Source organism: Microcoleus sp. CAWBG58 (genome assembly GCF_020883045.1).
Lineage (GTDB): Bacteria > Cyanobacteriota > Cyanobacteriia > Cyanobacteriales > Microcoleaceae > Microcoleus.
The window spans coordinates 147756-166670 of sequence record NZ_JAHRFA010000001.1; the positions used below are offsets into that span (position 1 = coordinate 147756).

Below are 18915 nucleotides of genomic sequence, written 5' to 3' on the forward strand. Positions count from 1 at the left end.
TTTAAACAGCTATTTTGCTAATTCTAGCACCTCAACGAGGGTAACGTATTCACCGATAAAGTTGTTCGGCGTGCAGCATCTCTATCTAAGGGCACTTCTGCATAAATTTTTTCTCAATAGCAGCATTTTCTATCTGGTTCCGAAATATATCCAGCATTCCTATAACTTCTCTGTGTAACTCTAGATATTCATCCCTATCAAACACCGAATAATTTCCGTGTGCAATTTCGTTCCTTGTCTTCAAAAGCTTAGTATCAATTAATACCGACTTAGTAGAGTAGATTGAAAAATCAATTCCCAGAATATAAGTTATTTCCTTTAAAATTTCAGAAGATAGATTCGATGCAGTAGATATTACATCTTTAGGTAGGATACATCTCTGATTCAATTCGGAAATAAAGAAGTCACAAACAGGTATATACAATGATGGCTTATTTGTCTCTTTTGCTTCCTTAAGTTTTTCTTTCATCGCCAAAGCTAAAAAATTACTAGAAAGCTCCTGATAGGTAAGCTTTTTTGAGATTACATATTCTAGATAAGAGTTGGCTGCTAACTTAACAAAACCTTCCCAATGGGAATAGAGAATACATACTCCACTCCGCACTAATGCTTTATGTCTTTGATCGGAAACATTTTTTGCTTCTACCATAGATTTCATTTCTGAAAGTTCCTTTTTTCGCCAAGAAAGATCCGTAGCCAGTCTGTCACTTAATTCTTCTGCTGTTCGGATGCTCATAAAGGTGAAAATACCTTTCTGCCAAGCGGAATCAGATAGGGTAAGCGTCTGGCTGCATTCACTCCAGCTCCCGACCATTGTTTATAAATTGGATCTGACCAAATACATTTTATACGATTAGGTATTTGGTCGGTTGGAATCGGATTTTGATAGTTGTATCCAATTCCTAGTGCTACCACCTCATAGGCAGATAATAGAAAGCCTCCCAGGAATTTATCATTCTCCGATTTATATCGCTTGAAGCTATCGTCTCCCATAGCTTCATTAAGCATATTGAAAGTCACATCAAACGCTCTCTCTATGTGGCTGCTATCCAAATCTTTTTTCAGAGCCATTTCTCGCATTCTAGCGGTTAGGAACTCGCTGACATCACCACCTAACTTTTTAAGACTTTCATCATCTTGGTCAAAGAGAAGAATAAAACGCAATACTAATTCCATATCATACTGTTCTTCATAGAGTCGATCGCTCAAAGCAATGCAGCTTTTGAATGACTCGCGATCTGCCAGTGAACGCATCAAATTATACAAATCTTTATTCAACATTAAAAGAATGCAGTTTCTTACTTCTTGTGGTGTAGCAATTGAGCCTCCTGTATTGAGTCGCTGAAATAGCTCATATTTAATCATTTTGTCGCTTTCTTTTTCAACAATATTTACGGCTATTTTTGCTCGCTTTATCAATAGACGCTGTGCTTGAGTGAAAGAGTTATTTTTATCGTTTGGATCGTCCCATTTTTTTCCTTGTAATGAAGGCAAATAAGTAGTTTTTTGTAAAGCGATAAAAGATGTATCTGGCTCTTGATTCTCGGGCTTCAAAAGACCGACAAATTCATAGATGGTTGAGAGTCTCTGCAAACCATCGATCACATCCCAAATTCCATCATCTCTTTGACTAACAAAAATTGGTGGAATTGGTATGCCTAAAAGAATTGATTCTATAAAAGTTGATTTTTGATAATCAGACCACCGAAAAAACCTTTGAAAATCTGGGTGAATATCGATTTCATTATTTTCATAAAGGCTGATCCACTCGCCAATAGACATTGAGTAGCTATCTGTCCGAATTTCTTGCCTTGTTTTGTCAATTTCTTCTTGTAGAGGCATGGCTGAAACATTCCTAAGTATTATTATGTATAGCTATCATTGCAGGGCAATACATAGACATTATATCACTAGGCGATCATTTGAAGAAAGGAGACCCAGAAATAGTCAACTTTGTTGTCAAGACCATGCGAAATCAGATCTGCTGAAGTTTCCAGGTATTTTCTATTGTAAATTAGTGACACAACCTTCATACTGATTCGATCGTTACTGATTTATCGGCTGCACAGAAAAATCTTAAACATACGGACAACGGGGAGAAACTGATTGTTTGGGAGCGGAATTTCAAATTGCTCGATCGCCCGATAGCCAAATTTTGTGTAAAATGGCTCTCCTGCCAGCGTTGCGATCGTCTCCACATCCTTAAATCCAGCACGCTCAGCAGCCAGTTCAGAGGATTGCATAATTTGACTGCCAATTCCTTGACGCGCCCATACTGGATCGACAAAGAATGCCCGAATCTTTGCTGAGTCGCTGTCTGGGTTGAGCAGGCTGTCTTCTTGATTATTTTTGCCTGAATCACCTCCATAAAGCGTTTTTCGCTGGCTCCAACCACCGCAACCGACAATTTGGCGATCGCGCTCAGCAACAAAGTATGTTCGATCTTGAATCAGTTGACTGTCAACTCCAAAGACTGTGCCGATTGCACCTTCAATCTGCTCAGAAGTGTAGTAGTCTGCTTGCAAAGCTCTAGCAGAATCGGGAATTAAAGTTGTCAGCTTAGGAATATCTTTTAAGCTAGCTAATCGAATACAAAAATCCATTTCATATGGTGTCTGGTTAATTAACAGTGATTTGCAACGGTTCGTAGTGAGGACTTTATTCCTCAAATTATGCGGACTAAAGTCCTCACTACAAACCTTGTTTATTGTGGTCTTGGCTGCGGAGATTATATTATTCGGTGAGACTCGTGGAAGATTTGAATTTCAATCATACTTAAACTTCGATCGCCCGAATCGATTCCAACTCCCGTACAACAGGCAATCCCGATGCGACAAGTTCAGGCGGCACCTGATGGGTTTCCAGGTATTTTCCGTCGTGAATTACCTGCAGAACGTTCATCCGGTGAGGGCGGGTGTAATAGCGGTGGGTGGGTTCCGTCTTTTGCCGTTCTTGCAAGCTGTCCTTGGCAATTTTCTTGCGGAGTTTGACGATCGCATCCATGATTGCTTCCGGCCGCGGCGGACATCCGGGTAAATAAACATCTACCGGAATTAGCTTGTCCACACCGCGCACAACAGTCGGAGAATCTGCACTAAACATTCCGCCCGTAATCGTGCAAGCGCCCATAGCAATCGCGTATTTGGGCTCGGGCATTTGTTCGTAAAGCCGCACCAAAACCGGAGCGTACTTCATCGTAATTGTGCCGGCGGTAATCATCAAATCTGCCTGTCGGGGAGACATTCGGGGAAATACACCTAATCGATCCAAATCGAAGCGGGAAGCGAGCATGGCGCTAAACTCAATGAAGCAGCAAGCAGTGCCAAACATCAACGGATACAGGCTGGACATTTTTGCCCAGTTGTAAAGGTCATCTACTGTGGTGAAAATTACGTTTTCCGATAGCTGTTGCGTAACTTCGGGATAAGCAGCCGGATTGGCGATCGACAAATCTTCTGAAGCAATATCTCGTGTCATGTCAGGTGAATTCATGTTGACAAAACTCCTGGAACGATATAGCTGTTGGTTGTTCGTTGACACTCTAATTCTGGCATCGAATTCTAGCTCTCGCCACGAACTGTCAGATATCTTGATACTCGCGCACGATCTCATCTTCAAAACAGGCAATTTATCTTTGTAGCAGTTTAGTTCTGGGCTGATTCAACAGTTGACAGTTGACCGCTTGACAGTTGACAGTTTGAGAGCGAACTCTACCCTTAAGTTTGAGGATTGGAGTAATGAATAGTCCGATCTTAATTTCTCCGGATCGGGCGGGCGGGCTTTCAACCAATTCTTTCTGGTAAATTTCAAATTATCGATCGCCCTTTTCAATTTTATTAACTATCTTCGCCAACTTCTGACCAAAAAACGCGAGTAAGTGCGATCGCCCACCCCCAGCTTTCAACCTTAAACCAACACCGAATTCCTTACCCCCTCCCCCTTAACTAAACTTCTTGGCAGGCTATGATTGACGGTTGGGAGCTTTTCAGAATTTAAATGCTAAACACAACCAACATAATTTCCAGCCTGCTGCTATTTATCCCAGTTTCCATCGCCGGACACTTTCTCGGCTGGGAATCCTCCACAATCTTCATCACCTCCGCCCTAGCCATCGTCCCTTTAGCCGCCTGGATGGGTACGGCTACTGAAGAAATCGCCGTTGTCCTCGGCGCCAACTTGGGGGGTTTGCTGAATGCTACCTTCGGAAATGCCACGGAATTGATTATCGGCATCGTCGCCCTCAACGCCGGATTAATAGATGTTGTTAAGGCCAGCATCACCGGTTCAATTATCAGCAACTTGCTGCTGGTGATGGGATTTGCCATGCTGCTAGGCGGCTTGCGCTACAAAGAACAAGAATTTCAGCCAACAGTCGCGCGGTTGAATGCTTCGGCGATGAACTTAGCTGTGATTGCCATTTTGGTGCCGACGGCGGTTCAGGTTACCTCTAGGGGCATCCCTCCACAAACTATGCAAAATCTTTCTAGCGCTGTTGCTATAGTCCTGATTATTGTCTACGTGCTGACTCTGCTGTTTTCGATGAAAACCCACAGTTATCTTTACGATGTAGGGGTGGCAGAAGTCGAAGGTCTCGAAGAATTAGCCGAAAGTAACTTAGCACCAGAGAGTTCCGACCACAAGGTGAATCTACCGTTGTGGATTTCGGTACTGTTGGCCTGTACCGTCATGGTGGCGATCGAGTCAGAACTCCTGGTTGGTACTCTAGAAGAAGCGACGGCGCGTTTGGGGCTGACATCACTGTTTACCGGGGTGATTTTAGTGCCGATTATTGGCAATGCTGCCGAACACACGACGGCGGTGACGGTGGCGATGAAAAATAAAATGGATTTGTCGGTTTCTGTGGCTATGGGATCGAGCTTGCAAATTGCTTTGTTTGTTGCCCCGGTGTTGGTTTTGGTGGGTTATATCGTGGGCAAACCGATGGACTTGAACTTCAACCCGTTTGACCTCGTAGCGGTTACGGTGTCGGTGCTGATTGCGAATTCTATCAGTTCTGATGGCAAGTCTAACTGGCTCGAAGGTACTTTGCTCTTGGCTACTTATGCGGTTTTGGCGTTGGCGTTTTTCTTCCATCCGGTCATCGAAGGACTCGTTTAAAATTCTAGAGAAGGAAGATGGAAGAAGGAAGAGGGAAGATGGAAGATGGAAGATGGAAGATGGAAGATGGAAGAAGAAAGATGGAAGATGGAAGATGGAAGATGGAAGATGGAAGTTCTGCCTTATTCGCAATGTGCGGGATTTAACGGATAGAATTCTCGATCGCCCATCAGTTATGCCGTCATCGGGAAGAAGGAATTCCGAGGGAAGAAAGAAGAAGGAAGTTCGGCCTTATTCGCAATGTGCAGGATTTAACGAATGTAACTGATAGAAGAATTCCCGATTACCTATCAGTTATGCCGTCATCCGGAAGAGGGAAGAAAGCAAAAGGAAGGAAGACGGAAAAGGCATTAGGCAAATGTTTGTCCCCCCCTCTCCCCCTCTCCCCCTCTCCCCCTCTCTCTTTTATTTCTTCCTTCCAGAGTGCTCCGGAGCGATCGTACAATGGAAAGCGGAAAACGAGCTAGAGTTCACTTCGCTTGACTTTAGCGACGCGAAGGATTTAAATCAAGAGTGCTCATCAGTCTTGTACTGGGTGTGATACGATCGTCGCAGGTTGAAAATTGAGTATAACTAGACAACGTAAAAACTTAACTGGATTGTTGAGTACGCAGTCACACCGATCGGTGTTGCCGTCTAGGAAAACTCGCATTTGAACAAAAACCTGACTAGATCGAGACGATCGATCGAGTACGGTAGGGCATACCGGAATTTACGCTTGAGGAGAAGACACCTTTACTTGACCTGGAGTAATCCAGTCGCAAGCAAGTGACTTCGTTGAACCAAGAATCTCAGTCACAAGCAAGTGCTGAGAGTGCCAAAGTAAAACTTGATAGAGCAACCTCAATCAGGGTTATGTGGCTTCGTGAGTTATTGCCTCAATCCCAAATGCCCGAATCCCTCCGATCCAGCCAACTCTGGTAAATCCGCGTGCATCCACTGCGGGTCTGAACTTTTGTTGCAAGGTAGATATCGGCTAGTCGCGCCTCTCGGAGGCGGTGGCTTTGGCAGAACATTTGAAGTGGACGACAACGGCGCCCGAAGAGTGCTCAAAGTCCTGCTGAAAGAACATCCCAAAGCTGTAGAACTGTTTAAGCAAGAAGCCGACGTATTGGTCAGGCTGAGACATCCAGGTATTCCAAAGGTCGATCGCGACGGTTATTTTACATTTTCGCCAGCTCACAGCACAGAGTCTTTTCACTGTCTGGTGATGGAGAAAATTGCTGGGGCCAATTTGCAAGACTGGCTGAAACATCGGGGCCGCCCGATCAGTCAAGAACAAGCTCTGAACTGGCTCAAACAACTGTCGGAAATTTTAGACCAAGTTCACCGACTCAACTATTTTCATCGGGATATCAAGCCGCACAATATTATGTGCAAGCCGAACGGGCAGCTAGTGCTGATTGACTTCGGCACTGCTCGGGAAGTGTCGGCGACTTATTTCGCTAAGGTGGGCCAGGGGCAAAATGTCACTGGTATTGTTTCCCCTGGCTATACGCCGCCCGAACAAACTAATGGCAAGGCTGTTCCGCAGTCGGATTTTTTTGCTCTGGGGCGCACTTTTGTTTATTTGTTGACTGGGAAGCCACCGACTGCGTTCCCAGAGAACCCCCGCACGGGCAGATTAATGTGGCGCAAAGGAGCTCCTCAGGTTTCCGACCCCTTGGCTAATGTCATCGATTACCTGATGGCGCCTTTTCCCGGAAATCGACCTCAAAGTCCGCAGATGGTTTTGCAGTGCTTGGAGGAAATTAATCTTGACGGTGCGGAAACTCAGTTACCAACTCAGTTGCCGACGACGGGGCAAACTAAAATTCGCGGAACTTCCGGGGCGTCTGGGGCGACGAAGCAGACTTCCATCAACCGCCTCAAACCTCTGAATTCTGGTGGCTTGAACAAGCCGGAGCAAGAGGTTTTAGATTGGAAAAAGAAGTTGGTGGCGGGCGCTGCTGTTTTGATGCTGGGTATTGGCGCGTCTCAAATTTATGGTTCGATGCGTTACGGGGTGTTTCCGGCAAATCCGGTGTGGCTGCTTTCTAGTTTGCCTAGCAGTCAGTTTTTGCAAAGAAGTTTGGATAATGTCGGAAGTGTAAATGCGATCGCCCTGTCGCCGGACGGTCAAACTTTGGTCAGCGCCAGCTTTGGGACGATTAGAATTTGGAATCTGAAGACGGGACGCCTGGTGCGGACTCTGAATCCGGTGCATTCTAAACAATCGGTTAACACGCTAGCGGTGAGCCCAGACGGTCAAACTCTGGCCAGCGGCGGCAACGACAATAATGTGATTTTGTGGGATTTGAAGACGGGGCGGCGGGTGCGGACAATTCCTGCTCACAAAGCCCCTGTCAACGCGATCGCCTTCAGCAGCGACGGTCAAAATCTGGCTAGCGGCAGCGATGACAAAACTGTTCGCTTGTGGAATGTCAGAACCGGCAGCAGGTTGCTGACTTTGACCGGTCACATCGGAGCAGTAAACGCGATCGCTCTGAGCCGAGACGGTCAAACTCTCGCTAGTGGCAGTCAGGACAAGACTGTGCGTTTGTGGAATCTTGACACCGGAGAAGTCAGAAGAATTATCACCGGTCACGGGGGCGCCGTTAATGCTGTGGCTTTTAGCCCCAACGGTCAAGTTGTGGCTAGTGCTAGCAGCGACAATACGATCCGTTTGTCGAACGTGCAAGACGGGAGGCGGACTCGTACTTTTAAAGGGCATTCCAACTGGGTGAGGACGATCGCCTTTAGTCCCGACAGTCGCAGTTTGATTAGTGGGGGCGGAGATATTATAGTGTGGGATTTGAAGACGGGGAAAGAAAGAAACACTCTTTCTGGTCACGGCCAGTTTGTGAATTCTGTGGCTATTTCTAGAGATAACAAGACTTTGGTCAGCGGCAGTCCCGATCGCACGATTAAGATTTGGCGAATGCCATAATCAGTTGACAGTTGACAGTTGACAGTTGACAGTTGACAGTTGATTGAAGGAAGAGGGAAGAAGGAAGAAGGAAGAGGGAAGAAGGAAGAAGTAACAATGCCCAATTCCCAATTCCCAATTCCCAATTCCCAATTTTGAAATAATTTTCAAATAATCAAGAGTTTGAAATAATCAAGAGATTGTGCAAAGGGATTTGATATTATCCCAAAATGCCGCGCCCGTTTTTGGCAAATTCATCAACTGTTTGCTGCGACAATTCGTGAACGGCCATTGCTTGCAATACATCCAAAGGCAATGTTAAATGATGCGCGCCGGCTAATAAAGTCTTTACCGCCTCTTCCGGCGACTTAATGCTTGCTGCCAAAATCTCTGTATTCGTTCTCTTTAAAACATTTGCCATATCCTGCACTAAGGCAAAACCGTCTCCCAACAATCGGGTGGCACGATTCACGTAGGCGATCGCATATTTGGCGCCCGCTTCTGCGGCAACAACGGCCTGGGCTGCACTGTAAATAGCTGTCACCGCACAAGGAATTTCCGGCGACAAATGGGCTACTGCTTGGAAGCCGGCCGCCGTTGCTGGAACTTTCAAAACTGTTTGTTGCCCGATCGACTCAAAAGCGGCTTTTCCTTCTGCTACCATCCCATCAAAATCGGATGCGGTTAGCTGATAGTACACTTCCCCAGGAATCAGTTGTGCCAGTTGTTTTAGTGTCTCTTCAGGAGATAGCTCGCTTTTTGCCAAAAGTGTGGGATTAGTAGTAATTCCCGCTATCCACCCGAACTTGCTCGCCCGTATGGCTTCCGCTACAATTGCAGTATCAACATAAATCGCCATCGACTCTACACCTTCAGTTTCTTAATAATTTCCAGATTCTTGCTTTCAGCTTGAGAGCGATCGGAGTCAAATTAATTGTTAAGCTTCAACAATATCAGAATCTCGGAAATATTACTGTTAAGTAAATATAACAATTCAGTGATGTGCATCACTGGCAGTGTGTGAGTTAGGAATGCTTCAACAGTTGACAGTTGACAATTTGTAGGGGCGGTGCCCCCGTGCCCGCCCTCTTAACAGTTTAAGAGCGACCTCTACCTAGAAGGAAGAGGATTGGAGCAATCAATAGCCTGATTTTAATTTCTCCCGATCGGGCGGGCGGGGTTTCAACCAATTATGTCTGGTAATATCGTGCCTGCGATCGCGAGGGTAATGAAATTAGTTGGCAGGGAGGACTCGCATTCCTCACTCAAAACCTGAGCGCGGTTATTTTATCGGAAAATACGAGGTATTAATTCAACAGGACTTACCAAAAAAGAATAGGTTTCTGAGGGAAAGTGCATAAATGCTGTTGAAGATATCTTATAACCGAATTTAAAACTTTCAACTCTTTTGGTAACTGCGATTCTCTGGTACCAAAAAATTTACTTCCCAAATCCCGGATACAGATAAGTTTTATTTGTAGTTATGGTTATGTATCTAATCACTTAAGGAGGTGACTCAGAAATGACGGAAAAAGAAAATCAGCACACACAAATCAGCTTTGAGGCATCTTCTGAACCAGCCCAATCGGACAAAGCACCAGCAACTGCTGACGAATTCTCGGCAAATGTTCAGGCTGAAAATGCGTTTCAACTTATTCAAAATATCCAACAAGACACTTTAAAGGCTGTAGAACGTTTCTTGATGGTCAGCATAGATTGGAAGCTGTCAGAAATTTCTAAACGCAAGTAAGTTATGAAGTGCTACCGCAACGGGAAAGTTATGAGTTATGAGTTTAGTGGTAATTTTTGCTAGATTCACAAGTTACCACTCTGGGAATTAAATAATTTTAGTTCATTCTTTAAAAATCCCGTGTCTAGTGAGGACTAAAGTCCTCTTTTTAATGACTTAAATCTTAAACACAGCGCTGATGAGTTTTATTTGATGCCTTTAAACTGCCCCAAAAAAGTGGGTTTAGGACAGGTAACGCGCACTGGCCACAGCGCTTTGATGAGGGCAAAAAGTTTGTGTCAAATATAGGGATTTATACTAGGTTGGCGACATTTCCCGGAATCCGGGGATACCAAACCGCCTCTATCCCCTGTAGATAGGCATATCGGTGGTGAGGTTGCACCTGACAAATATAATGTGCAATTAACTGGGTTATTCTAGAGGTTATGCCAGTCGAGAGGTTTTGAGGGTGAGTCGAATTGTTGTTACTACAATTGGTTCTTTGGGCGACCTTCATCCTAAAATTGCGATCGCCCTGGAATTGCGAAAACGCGGTCATGATGTCGTGTTTGCAACCCACAAGGAATATCAAACCAAAATAGCAGCCTTGGGATTCGAGTTTCAGCGGATGCGGCCTGACAACAGCGCTCTCGACGATCCTCAAGAGATGGCGCGGATGATGGATTTACAAACAGGTTCGGAATATATCGTGCGAAAGTGGGTTTGTCCGAGTTTGCGCGAGACTTATGCGGACTTGATGAATTGCGCGAAAGATGCAGATTTGATTTTTGCAGGCGAAGGTGTTCTTGCGGCTAGATTAGTTGCAGAAAAATTGGGGATTCGATGGGCGTCAAGTGCGATGGCGCCGATTTCGTTTTTCTCTGTTTGCGATGCGTCGGTGTTACCTGTATTTCCATTGCTAGCTAAGTTGCGGGGGTTTGGATCGATCGCAAATCAAGGAGTTATTAATTTTGCCAAATTAGTCAGCAAGTCTTGGGGCGAACCTGTGCATCAATTCCGAGAGGAACTGGGATTGCCTCCTTTAAAAGGCAATCCGTTTATTGATGACAAGTTTTCACCGTATCTCGTACTTGCCCTGTTTCCCTCTGTTTTGGCAAAACTGCAACCGGATTGGCCGCCAAATACAGTTGTTGCAGGCTCGACATTTTACGATGGAAGTGACGGTGGAACGGAACTAGAACCAAAACTTAAGCAATTTTTGGATGCAGGGGAACCGCCAATTATTTTTACTTTGGGTTCAGCAGCAGTGATGGATCCGGGTAACTTTTATCGGGAAAGTATTCAAGCGGCTAAGTTGTTAAATCGTCGGGCAGTTTTGTTAATTGGTAAAAATGCACCTCCGGAAAATCTTTCTGAAGATATTCTGGCTGTTAGTTATGTTCCATATTCTCATATTTTTCCGCGTGCTAGCGCCGTAGTCCATCAGGGAGGGATTGGTACGACAGCTCAAGCACTGCGGGCCGGCAGCCCTACTCTGGTAATGCCCTACAGTCACGATCAACCGGACAATGCAGCGCGAGTGGAACGCTTGGGAACGTCGCGGAGTGTGGCGCGCAAAAGTTACACGGCTTTGCGGGCTGCGCGAGAGTTGAGGGAGTTGTTTGACAATCCTGGATATGCGGAAAAAGCGGCAGAATTGGGGCGGATTGTTGGGGCAGAAAATGGTGTTTTTGTTGCTTGTGATGAGATTGAAAAACTGCTGGGTTATTCTGTTGTTTGAGTGTGAAATTATTGTGGAATAATGTTGTTTTTGGTTTTATCTTCAGGTACGTTGTTGCGCTTTAGCGCTCTTTCTTATATCTAAGCGAAGAGCGCTGAAGCGCAACTACATACCTGGGAATTAGTGTTCTTTCCTGATATACGCGAAGAGCGCTGAAGCGCAACTACATACCTTGGAAGTAGTGTTCTTTCCTGATATACGCGAAGAGCGCTGAAGCGCAACTACATACCGAAGAGCGCTGAAGCGCAACTACATACCTTGGAAGCTGCGCTTTTTCCTGATATACGCGAAGAGCGCTGAAGCGCAACTACATACCTTGGAAAATGTCCTACTATTTAATATTTTCCGAACCAACGGCTTCGGAAATTGAATTAAATCCTTTTTCTTCTAACTTTTGCAGCAAGCCTGCCAAAATTCGGCGCACCATCCAAGGCCCTTCGTAAACCCAACCTGTGTAAACTTGAATTAAACTCGCACCTGCGGCAATTTTTTCCCAAGCATCTTCGGCGGTGAAAATGCCACCTACTCCAATTATTGGTAATTCGCCTTTGGTATATTGCCAGATAAATCTGATTACTTCTGTCGATCGCGCTTGTACTGGCCTTCCGCTAATTCCGCCCGCTTCTTCGCTGATGGATTTGCCTGTTTCTGGCAAGATTTGTGTTTTCAGTCCGTCGCGGCGGATGGTGGTGTTGGTGGCGATAATTCCTGCTAGTTGGTAGGTTTTTGCTAAGTCGAGGATGGATGCGATCGCCTCTGGTTCCAAATCCGGCGCAATCTTGACTAAAATTGGCTTGATTCCCCGATTTTCTTGTTGCAAAGTTTCCAAAATTGTGCTGAGCCCAGCAGCATCTTGGAGCGATCGCAATCCAGGCGTATTCGGAGAGGAAACGTTGACTACAAAATAGTCGCCCCAATCTTTGAGCAGCTTAAAACTCTCCAAATAATCGGCTGCTGCCAGCTCTAACGGTGTTACCTTAGATTTACCGAGATTGATGCCCAAAGGGAAAGGAGACTCAGGTATGGGGCGCGAGCCGTCTAATTTTAACTTTTTCTGTGCTTCCTGAAACCGGGCTGCCATTGCCGCGGCTCCTTGATTGTTAAATCCCATGCGGTTGAGGGCTGCACTGTCAGCATCTAAGCGAAATAAGCGAGGTTGGGGGTTTCCCGGCTGGGCTTGGCTGGTGACTGTACCGAGCTCGGCAAAGCCAAAGCCAAAATTTGCCCAAATGTCGGCAGCTACGCCATTTTTATCAAATCCTGCGGCTAAGCCGACAGGATTTTTAAAGCTCAGTCCCCACTTCGATTGTTCGAGGCGAGAATCTTGGACTCTCAAAGATTTCTGCAATCGCCAGAGCATTTGACTGGTGGCAGGATTAGACTGGGTTCGGGCTGCTATTTCTAGAACTTGAAGAGTGCGGTTGTGCAGCCACTCGGCATCGGTTTTCAATACCGAAAATAACAGCGGGCGCACACCTAATTGATAAATATCCAATGGCTTTTCCTGGGGCAATTGACAATTGATCGGGCCGGTCGATTTTAGATGCTAGATTTTAGATTTTAGATTTACAAGGGCAGATGAATCTGGGACATTCAATTTGGATCTAAAATTTTGGGTTCTTCACGACATAAGTGGGAAAGCAAGCATCCGTTTTTGGGTGGAATCTATAAAAATATTCAGGAGGAGACTGGGAAGGTGAGATTTTTACTTTTACGGAGATTGACCGGATCGACATTTTAGATTGAAGCATAATTTAGACGACTATATTATAGGTTGATTCTTTTCCATTTTAAATTTTGAAATTTTTAAGTTTGTAAGTTGAAATTGGACAAAGGTGCGGGGAATCTGGGACATGGGGCAGGAGCAAAGAGCGAAGGATTTAGACGAACAAATCGCGGGGCTGGAGCGCGTGCTCCAGACTCTCCGAGAAGAGGAGAATGTGGAAGTGCTGCTGGAGACGGCACTCGGTTATTTGCAAGCGGAATTTGACTGGCGCTTGATTTGGATCGGGTTGTACGATCGACAGGCGCATCGGTTGTTAGGGAAAGGCGGCATGACTCCTAACGGTGACTTGTCTTTTCTCAAACAGCGGTTTTCCCTGACTCCGGGGGATTTGCTGGAACAAGTGGTGATTCAGATCCGGCCCGTGGGAGTCCCGGATTTGCGATCGGAAAACAGAGCGGGAGAATGGCGCAAGGCGGCTCAGACTTACAATATTCAAGGCACGACTCTGTTTCCACTGCGCTACAAAGACCGCTGCTACGGCGTAATTTTGCTGGGAACAGACGTGTGGGGTTCTGCGCCAAATTCGGCAGAAAAAACGCAGTTGGCGATCGTATTTGGAGCGCTGGCAACTGCTCTTTATCAAATAGAAAAAGATTGGCAGCGACAACAGGTCAAACGCCCGGACGAGTCTCTGTTAGCGCTGATTTCGCAGTTGCGGGAATTGCGATCGCTCGACCAATATTTGCAAGCGGTAGTCGAACAAGCCCATGAATTTATTGAGCCGACGCGCACTAATGTTTATTGGTTCGAGCGAGAGCGGCGCTATTTTTGGCGCCGAGTTAGCAACCGCAAAATTGCTCCTGGTTTGGGCACGATCCGACCGGCTTCGGGCATTACTGTGCAAGACTTGGGCGAATTTTATCAGGCTTTAGCGGCGCAACAAATAGTTTGGATCGGTGAATCTCACAGTTCTCTAAAAACTGAGCTGACGGGGCGGTTGATGCAGCAAATCCGGGCTCGCTCTCTGTTGGCAGCGCCGATTGTTTTGGAAGGGGAATTGTTGGGATTTTTGGCAGTGGAAGCTGGCGAGCCGCGGATTTGGCAAGACAATGAAAAACAGTACCTGCGGGGAGCGGCGCAATTAGTGGCTCTGACGGCTCCTCTGTCGGAAATGGAGGAGAGGATTGAGCAAACACAGCTCGATCGAGATTTAACTGCCGGAATAGCTCGCGCCATCTACAGCGATGCTGACTGGGAGGCGACTTTGAAAAATACGGCGGAGCAGTTGTGCTCTCGGCTCAAATGCGAATACTTTTTGCTGTTGTTGTACAGGGAAGAACAAAATCGCTTTGAAATTGTCTCCCAAAATCTGCCGCGCAACCGCAGACAAGTGCCGTCGCCGCTCAACGCCCTTGATGCGGCTGATGTGGGGCTGGTACAAGAAAGCGGGGAACCTCTGGCGATCGAAAATTGGGAGGAAGACGGGCGGTTGGGCGCTTGGCGGGAAGTGCTGGCGGAAGCGGGGGTGCGATCGCTTTTGGCATCGAGCACTCGCACAAAACAGTCGGAGGCTGAAAACCCCAGTCGAAAATCGAAAATCGAACATCGAAAATCGATCGAGGGTTTGCTGGTTGTCGGGCACAGTGCAACTCGCACTTGGAGGCGATCCGAGCGAGAATTAGTTCGAGTAGTCAGCCAACAGTTAGGATTGATCCTGCACTCCTGGCAGCAGAGTTCGGAAATTGACAAATATCAGGAATTTGAGCGATCGATCAAATCGGGTTTGGCGCTGTTGCAGAATTCGGGCGAGCCGCAATCTCCACAACAGAAATTTGTTGCTTCGCCGAATATGTTCCCAGAGTTGCCGCTGCAAAAGCTCGATCGTCATTTTGCCGAACACGTTTCCCAGACAATTGCCTGTCCTTTAGTCGCAGTAATTACTTGGAATCCCGGCCACGAGGCTGCTTCAATCTCCGCCGCCGTAGCTGCCAATCCCGTATTTGCCCTGAATCCCGAGGCACTGATTCCTGTCCAAACAGACGCTTTGATCCAACAAACCCTGGCGGCAGGAGGCGTGCTGCAACAGAATATGAGCCAAGTGCCGCTGACAACGAAGCGGTGGCTGCGAAGTCCAGGAATTGGCGAAATTATGACAGTGGCGCTGCGGAGTGCCCCAGAACACGCTCCCCTGGGCATTGTGGTGGTGGCAGACGCTCCGGGCCGCCAGTGGTCGGAGTTATCCGTGAATTTACTGAGTTCGATGGCATCTCAGTTGGCTTGGCGGCGCAGGTATGTGGCAGTGCAATCGGCGCAGGAGTCGCAGCGATTGGATCTGGAGATGCTCAACTGGTACAAGCAGCGCCGTTTCGAGGATTTTTACCGGACTGTGGCAGCGGGCGTCAAGGAGTTGGGAGAGTTGAGCCAGTCCATTTTGCGATCGGCGAAGGAACAAAAGGATGCTCTGAAAACCTTGCGCTACCAACAGGTTTTGCGACAAATTGGCAATGCTTTGGGGTCAATTCATTTGGTGCTGAAACAGGAACAGTGGCGGCCGCAATTCGGACAAGATGCGGTGCCTGTGAGCGCTTGGCTGAGGCGATCGCTCGATCGCACGGCCCCCATGGTCAAACAGTCGGGAATCTTGCTAGAAGTGAACAGAGAGACCGCTGTGTCGCTGCCTGCGGGTCAGACTTTGGGAGTTCGCGGGGATGGAATCAAGCTAGATTTGATCCTGTGCGAATTGCTGGCGATGGCTTGCAGGCGATCCGGAGTTGGTGACAAGGTAGAGATTCGCTCTCAACTTTTGGGGGAAGATTGGCTAGAATTATCTGTGATTGATAATGGCGAGTGCGATCGACAGTTACTTGCCGGCTTCAACGGCGGTTTCCAGGGCGATATATTGGTCGTTACGTCAAATAGGTCGATCGTGCAAAATCTCTTAATTTGTCAGCGAGCAGTACGCTTAATGGGGGGAGACTTTTCCTTAGAAATATTAGAAAATAAGTTAATTGTCGCCCGTTTAGTCCTGCCGCTAGCCACAGCTTAAAATTCTATAGGAAGCAGCAAGGATAGGTCAGGTTCGTAGTGAGGACTTCAGTCCTTCTTCAGGTTCGTAGTGAGGACTTCAGTCCTTCTTCAGGTTCGTAGTGAGGACTTCAGTCCGTATCCCTAATACCAATTTTTTATGAGGCCCCATAGAATTCCGAAATCGGATCCCCCCCTAACCCCCCTTAATAAGGGGGGGACAAGATTCCGATCAAAGTCCCCCTTCTTAAGGGGGATTTAGGGGGATCTGGATATATGCAACGACCCATTAAATTGGTATAAGTATTCAATGAAATCCTCACCATTAAAACCTGCATCAAGAAATGGACGATTAACATCCAAAGTATTGAAAACCCTCTCCTTAAACCGAAGGACTAGCAGTTTCCACCACCTCAGATTTCGGGAAAAATCTTTCAGTAATCCAAGCAGTTAAAATATGAGAAAGCAATCCCATCGGCCCAGCAAACAAACACAAAGCCAAAGAATGAACAGTCCAAACACCCGTCCGCTGTCCTTCCAAATAAATCCAGCGTCCCACAAACAAATCCATCACTAAAAAATGAATCCATCCCGTAGCAGCCGCCGTTTCCTCCCCCAGAAACTTAGCAATATCTGCTAACTTAGGATTGGACAAAGCAGCCGCATTTTCTGGAGTCAAACTGCTACCAAACAAATATATGTACAAGACAGCGAGCACGGCAAACGGAATAAAGGAATTCATCACTTTGCGAGTGATTCCCCAGTTGGGTAATAAAATCATAATTGCCCAGAAAGGCAAAACGAAGACATTACCTACGTCGAAAATTAGTTCTGGCGTCATACTCGGCTGTTGGCTCCTGTAGATGAATGCAATAAATGATGTTAAGATTACTTTACACAATTTTTGCTAACATTTCTCAAAATCCGCCAGAAATACAAGATTTACACGTTCAGGTATGTAGTTGCGCTTCAGCGCTCTTTCCAGGTATGTAGTTGCGCTTCAGCGCTCTTTCATAAAAAATCCGATTCACAAATGAGACATAATTCCTAGATTTATCGGAAATGTAAGATTTACACGTGCAGGTATGTAGTTGCGCTTCAGCGCTCTTTCATATCTATAATCGAAGAGCGCTGAAGCGCAACTACGTACCTTAAAGACGGAAATTTCAAAGCTTAAATTTATGACAAAAAATTATAATAACAGGTATGTAGTTGCGGTTTAGCGCTCTTTCATATTTATAATCGAAGAGCGCTGAAGCGCAACAACGTACCTTAAGAACTAAAAGGTAAAACCCATGACAACAAATTATAATAACTTTTCCGATTGGTGCAAGTACAAAGATAATCTCTCTCCCGGCGCGAAACATACCGTAGAAATACTGTTGCAAATATCAGATACTACCGAGTGCGATCGAGCTAACGAAGTGCTTGCTAATACAACAGAAATAAATCTCAAACTTACTCAACTTACCGATATCAGTCCCCTGTCATCTTTCACTCAACTTACCAATCTCAATCTTAGTAGCAATCAACTATCTGACATCGCTCCCCTGAAATCTTTAACCAAACTGAAAACTCTGATAATAGATGTCAATCAAATATCAGATATCAGTCCGCTTTCCTCTCTCACAAATCTGACTAGACTCGTTCTCGATACCAATCAAATATCAGACATCAGTCCCCTGGCACCTCTAACTAATCTGATCGAACTTGTCTTGTTTGACAATAAAATTTCTGACATCACTCCGGTGAAAAATTTAACTAAGTTAAAAGCGCTGATTCTCTACAAAAATCAAATTTCCGATGTCGCTACTCTGTCAAATTTAACTAAACTTCAGACACTCTACCTTTACAAAAATCAAATATCTGATATCAGTCCGCTGGCTGCTTTAAAAAATCTTTCTACCTTGTTTCTGTTCGAGAATCAAATATCTGACTTAACTCCGCTGAAAGCTTTGACTAAATTAAACAAACTGGTTTTGTTTGAAAATAAAATATCTGATATTAGTGCTTTGGCAGATTTGACTAATTTAGTTGAGTTGAACCTTGGCAACAATCAAATTTCAGACATTACTCCGCTAAAAGCCTTAACTAATTTGACTCAACTTTATTTGTTCAACAATCCGATTGCTGATATCAGCGCGGTGCAAGCTTTGAATAATTTGTTTGTACTCGACTTGTACAACAATCAAATCTCTGATATCAGTGCGCTGCAATCTTTGCAAAAGCTAACGACGCTTGACTTGCGCGGAAATTCGATCGCAAATAAGATTTGTCCGGTGACTCCTGAATCTATCTGTCGGTTTTAATTGTTAAGGCCGTGGCGAAATCTGGGTGTGTGTGATAAGCTATCGAACGTCGGTATCAGGAGAAAGTTATGAGCGGACACGATGCTTTGATGTTAGGAATGCTGTTGTTGCCCGGTTTGGCTTTGTCGATCGCAGTTATGGGCGCTTTTGCCGCTGGTGGATAAGGTGTTCGATCGTTCGGACTTTAGTCCTATTCTAAACGCTCGGAGGACTAAAGTCCTTACTACAAACCTGCGCTTTTGCCGCTGGTGGATAAGGTGTTCGATCGTTCGGACTTTAGTCCTATTCTAAACGCTCGGAGGACTAAAGTCCTTACTACAAACCTGCGCTTTTGCCGCTGGTGGATAAGGTGTTCGATCG

16 protein-coding genes are annotated in these 18915 nt (G+C 45.9%); 7 read left to right on the forward strand and 9 right to left on the reverse strand.

Translation table 11 applies throughout. The features are described 5' to 3' along the window. Nucleotides 1–85: 85 nt before the first annotated feature. From QZ918_RS00735 to QZ918_RS00755, 5 genes are all read right to left on the reverse strand, one after another. Complete coding sequence (locus tag QZ918_RS00735; protein ID WP_293144096.1) at nucleotides 86–736, reverse strand: MAE_28990/MAE_18760 family HEPN-like nuclease; 651 nt, start codon at nucleotides 734–736, stop codon at nucleotides 86–88. Next, nucleotides 733–1842, reverse strand: a complete 1110-nt coding sequence (locus tag QZ918_RS00740) for a GmrSD restriction endonuclease domain-containing protein (protein WP_293144099.1) — start codon at nucleotides 1840–1842, stop codon at nucleotides 733–735. The genes QZ918_RS00735 and QZ918_RS00740 overlap by 4 nt, the downstream gene beginning before the upstream one ends. Before the next feature lie 212 nt (nucleotides 1843–2054). Beyond that, entirely contained in the window at nucleotides 2055–2603 is a 549-nt protein-coding gene (locus tag QZ918_RS00745) for a GNAT family N-acetyltransferase (RefSeq protein ID WP_293144101.1), read from the reverse strand. A gap of 172 nt (nucleotides 2604–2775) precedes the next feature. Continuing rightward, nucleotides 2776–3492: an NADH-quinone oxidoreductase subunit NuoB gene (gene nuoB, locus QZ918_RS00750; protein WP_527250373.1), complete on the reverse strand. Its 717-nt coding sequence runs from the start codon at nucleotides 3490–3492 to the stop codon at nucleotides 2776–2778. A 136-nt stretch (nucleotides 3493–3628) separates the two neighbouring features. Next, entirely contained in the window at nucleotides 3629–3790 is a 162-nt protein-coding gene (locus tag QZ918_RS00755; RefSeq protein WP_293329833.1) for a hypothetical protein, read from the reverse strand. A 206-nt stretch (nucleotides 3791–3996) separates the two neighbouring features. Between QZ918_RS00755 and cax the strand changes: the two genes are divergently transcribed. From cax to QZ918_RS00770, 3 genes are all read left to right on the forward strand, one after another. Then, nucleotides 3997–5118, forward strand: coding sequence for a calcium/proton exchanger (gene cax / locus QZ918_RS00760; protein ID WP_293329836.1), 1122 nt, complete (start codon nucleotides 3997–3999; stop codon nucleotides 5116–5118). Nucleotides 5119–5135: 17 nt separating this feature from the next. After that, nucleotides 5136–5264: a hypothetical protein gene (locus QZ918_RS00765; protein ID WP_293329839.1), complete on the forward strand. Its 129-nt coding sequence runs from the start codon at nucleotides 5136–5138 to the stop codon at nucleotides 5262–5264. 719 nt (nucleotides 5265–5983) lie between these two features. After that, a complete protein-coding gene (locus QZ918_RS00770; protein ID WP_293329842.1) occupies nucleotides 5984–8047 on the forward strand; it encodes a WD40 repeat domain-containing serine/threonine-protein kinase in 2064 nt (687 codons plus the stop codon). Here QZ918_RS00770 and QZ918_RS00775 read toward each other — a convergent pair whose 3' ends face one another. Then, the gene (locus QZ918_RS00775; protein ID WP_293329845.1) at nucleotides 8048–8197 is read right to left on the reverse strand and encodes a hypothetical protein; all 150 of its coding nucleotides are present in this window, start codon (nucleotides 8195–8197) and stop codon (nucleotides 8048–8050) included. It abuts the gene before it with no gap. 49 nt (nucleotides 8198–8246) lie between these two features. Next, on the reverse strand, nucleotides 8247–8885 hold the full coding sequence (locus tag QZ918_RS00780) for a transaldolase family protein (protein ID WP_293329848.1): 639 nt from the start codon (nucleotides 8883–8885) through the stop codon (nucleotides 8247–8249). Between the two features lie 663 nt (nucleotides 8886–9548). Between QZ918_RS00780 and QZ918_RS00785 the strand changes: the two genes are divergently transcribed. Both QZ918_RS00785 and QZ918_RS00790 read left to right on the forward strand, forming a co-directional pair. Further along, entirely contained in the window at nucleotides 9549–9776 is a 228-nt protein-coding gene (locus QZ918_RS00785) for a hypothetical protein (RefSeq protein WP_293329851.1), read from the forward strand. A 448-nt stretch (nucleotides 9777–10224) separates the two neighbouring features. Then, the gene (locus tag QZ918_RS00790) at nucleotides 10225–11496 is read left to right on the forward strand and encodes a glycosyltransferase (protein WP_293329854.1); all 1272 of its coding nucleotides are present in this window, start codon (nucleotides 10225–10227) and stop codon (nucleotides 11494–11496) included. Between the two features lie 331 nt (nucleotides 11497–11827). Here the strand turns inward: QZ918_RS00790 and QZ918_RS00795 are convergent, their stop codons facing one another. Then, nucleotides 11828–12991, reverse strand: a complete 1164-nt coding sequence (locus QZ918_RS00795) for a quinone-dependent dihydroorotate dehydrogenase (protein ID WP_293329857.1) — start codon at nucleotides 12989–12991, stop codon at nucleotides 11828–11830. A gap of 358 nt (nucleotides 12992–13349) precedes the next feature. Here QZ918_RS00795 and QZ918_RS00800 point away from each other — a divergent pair, with 358 nt between their 5' ends. Continuing rightward, the gene (locus QZ918_RS00800; protein ID WP_293329860.1) at nucleotides 13350–16268 is read left to right on the forward strand and encodes a sensor histidine kinase; all 2919 of its coding nucleotides are present in this window, start codon (nucleotides 13350–13352) and stop codon (nucleotides 16266–16268) included. Between the two features lie 360 nt (nucleotides 16269–16628). Here QZ918_RS00800 and QZ918_RS00805 read toward each other — a convergent pair whose 3' ends face one another. Beyond that, nucleotides 16629–17087: an ABA4-like family protein gene (locus QZ918_RS00805; protein ID WP_293329863.1), complete on the reverse strand. Its 459-nt coding sequence runs from the start codon at nucleotides 17085–17087 to the stop codon at nucleotides 16629–16631. A 454-nt stretch (nucleotides 17088–17541) separates the two neighbouring features. Here QZ918_RS00805 and QZ918_RS00810 point away from each other — a divergent pair, with 454 nt between their 5' ends. Then, nucleotides 17542–18555: a leucine-rich repeat domain-containing protein gene (locus QZ918_RS00810; RefSeq protein ID WP_293329866.1), complete on the forward strand. Its 1014-nt coding sequence runs from the start codon at nucleotides 17542–17544 to the stop codon at nucleotides 18553–18555. The last annotated feature ends 360 nt before the right edge of the window (nucleotides 18556–18915 follow it).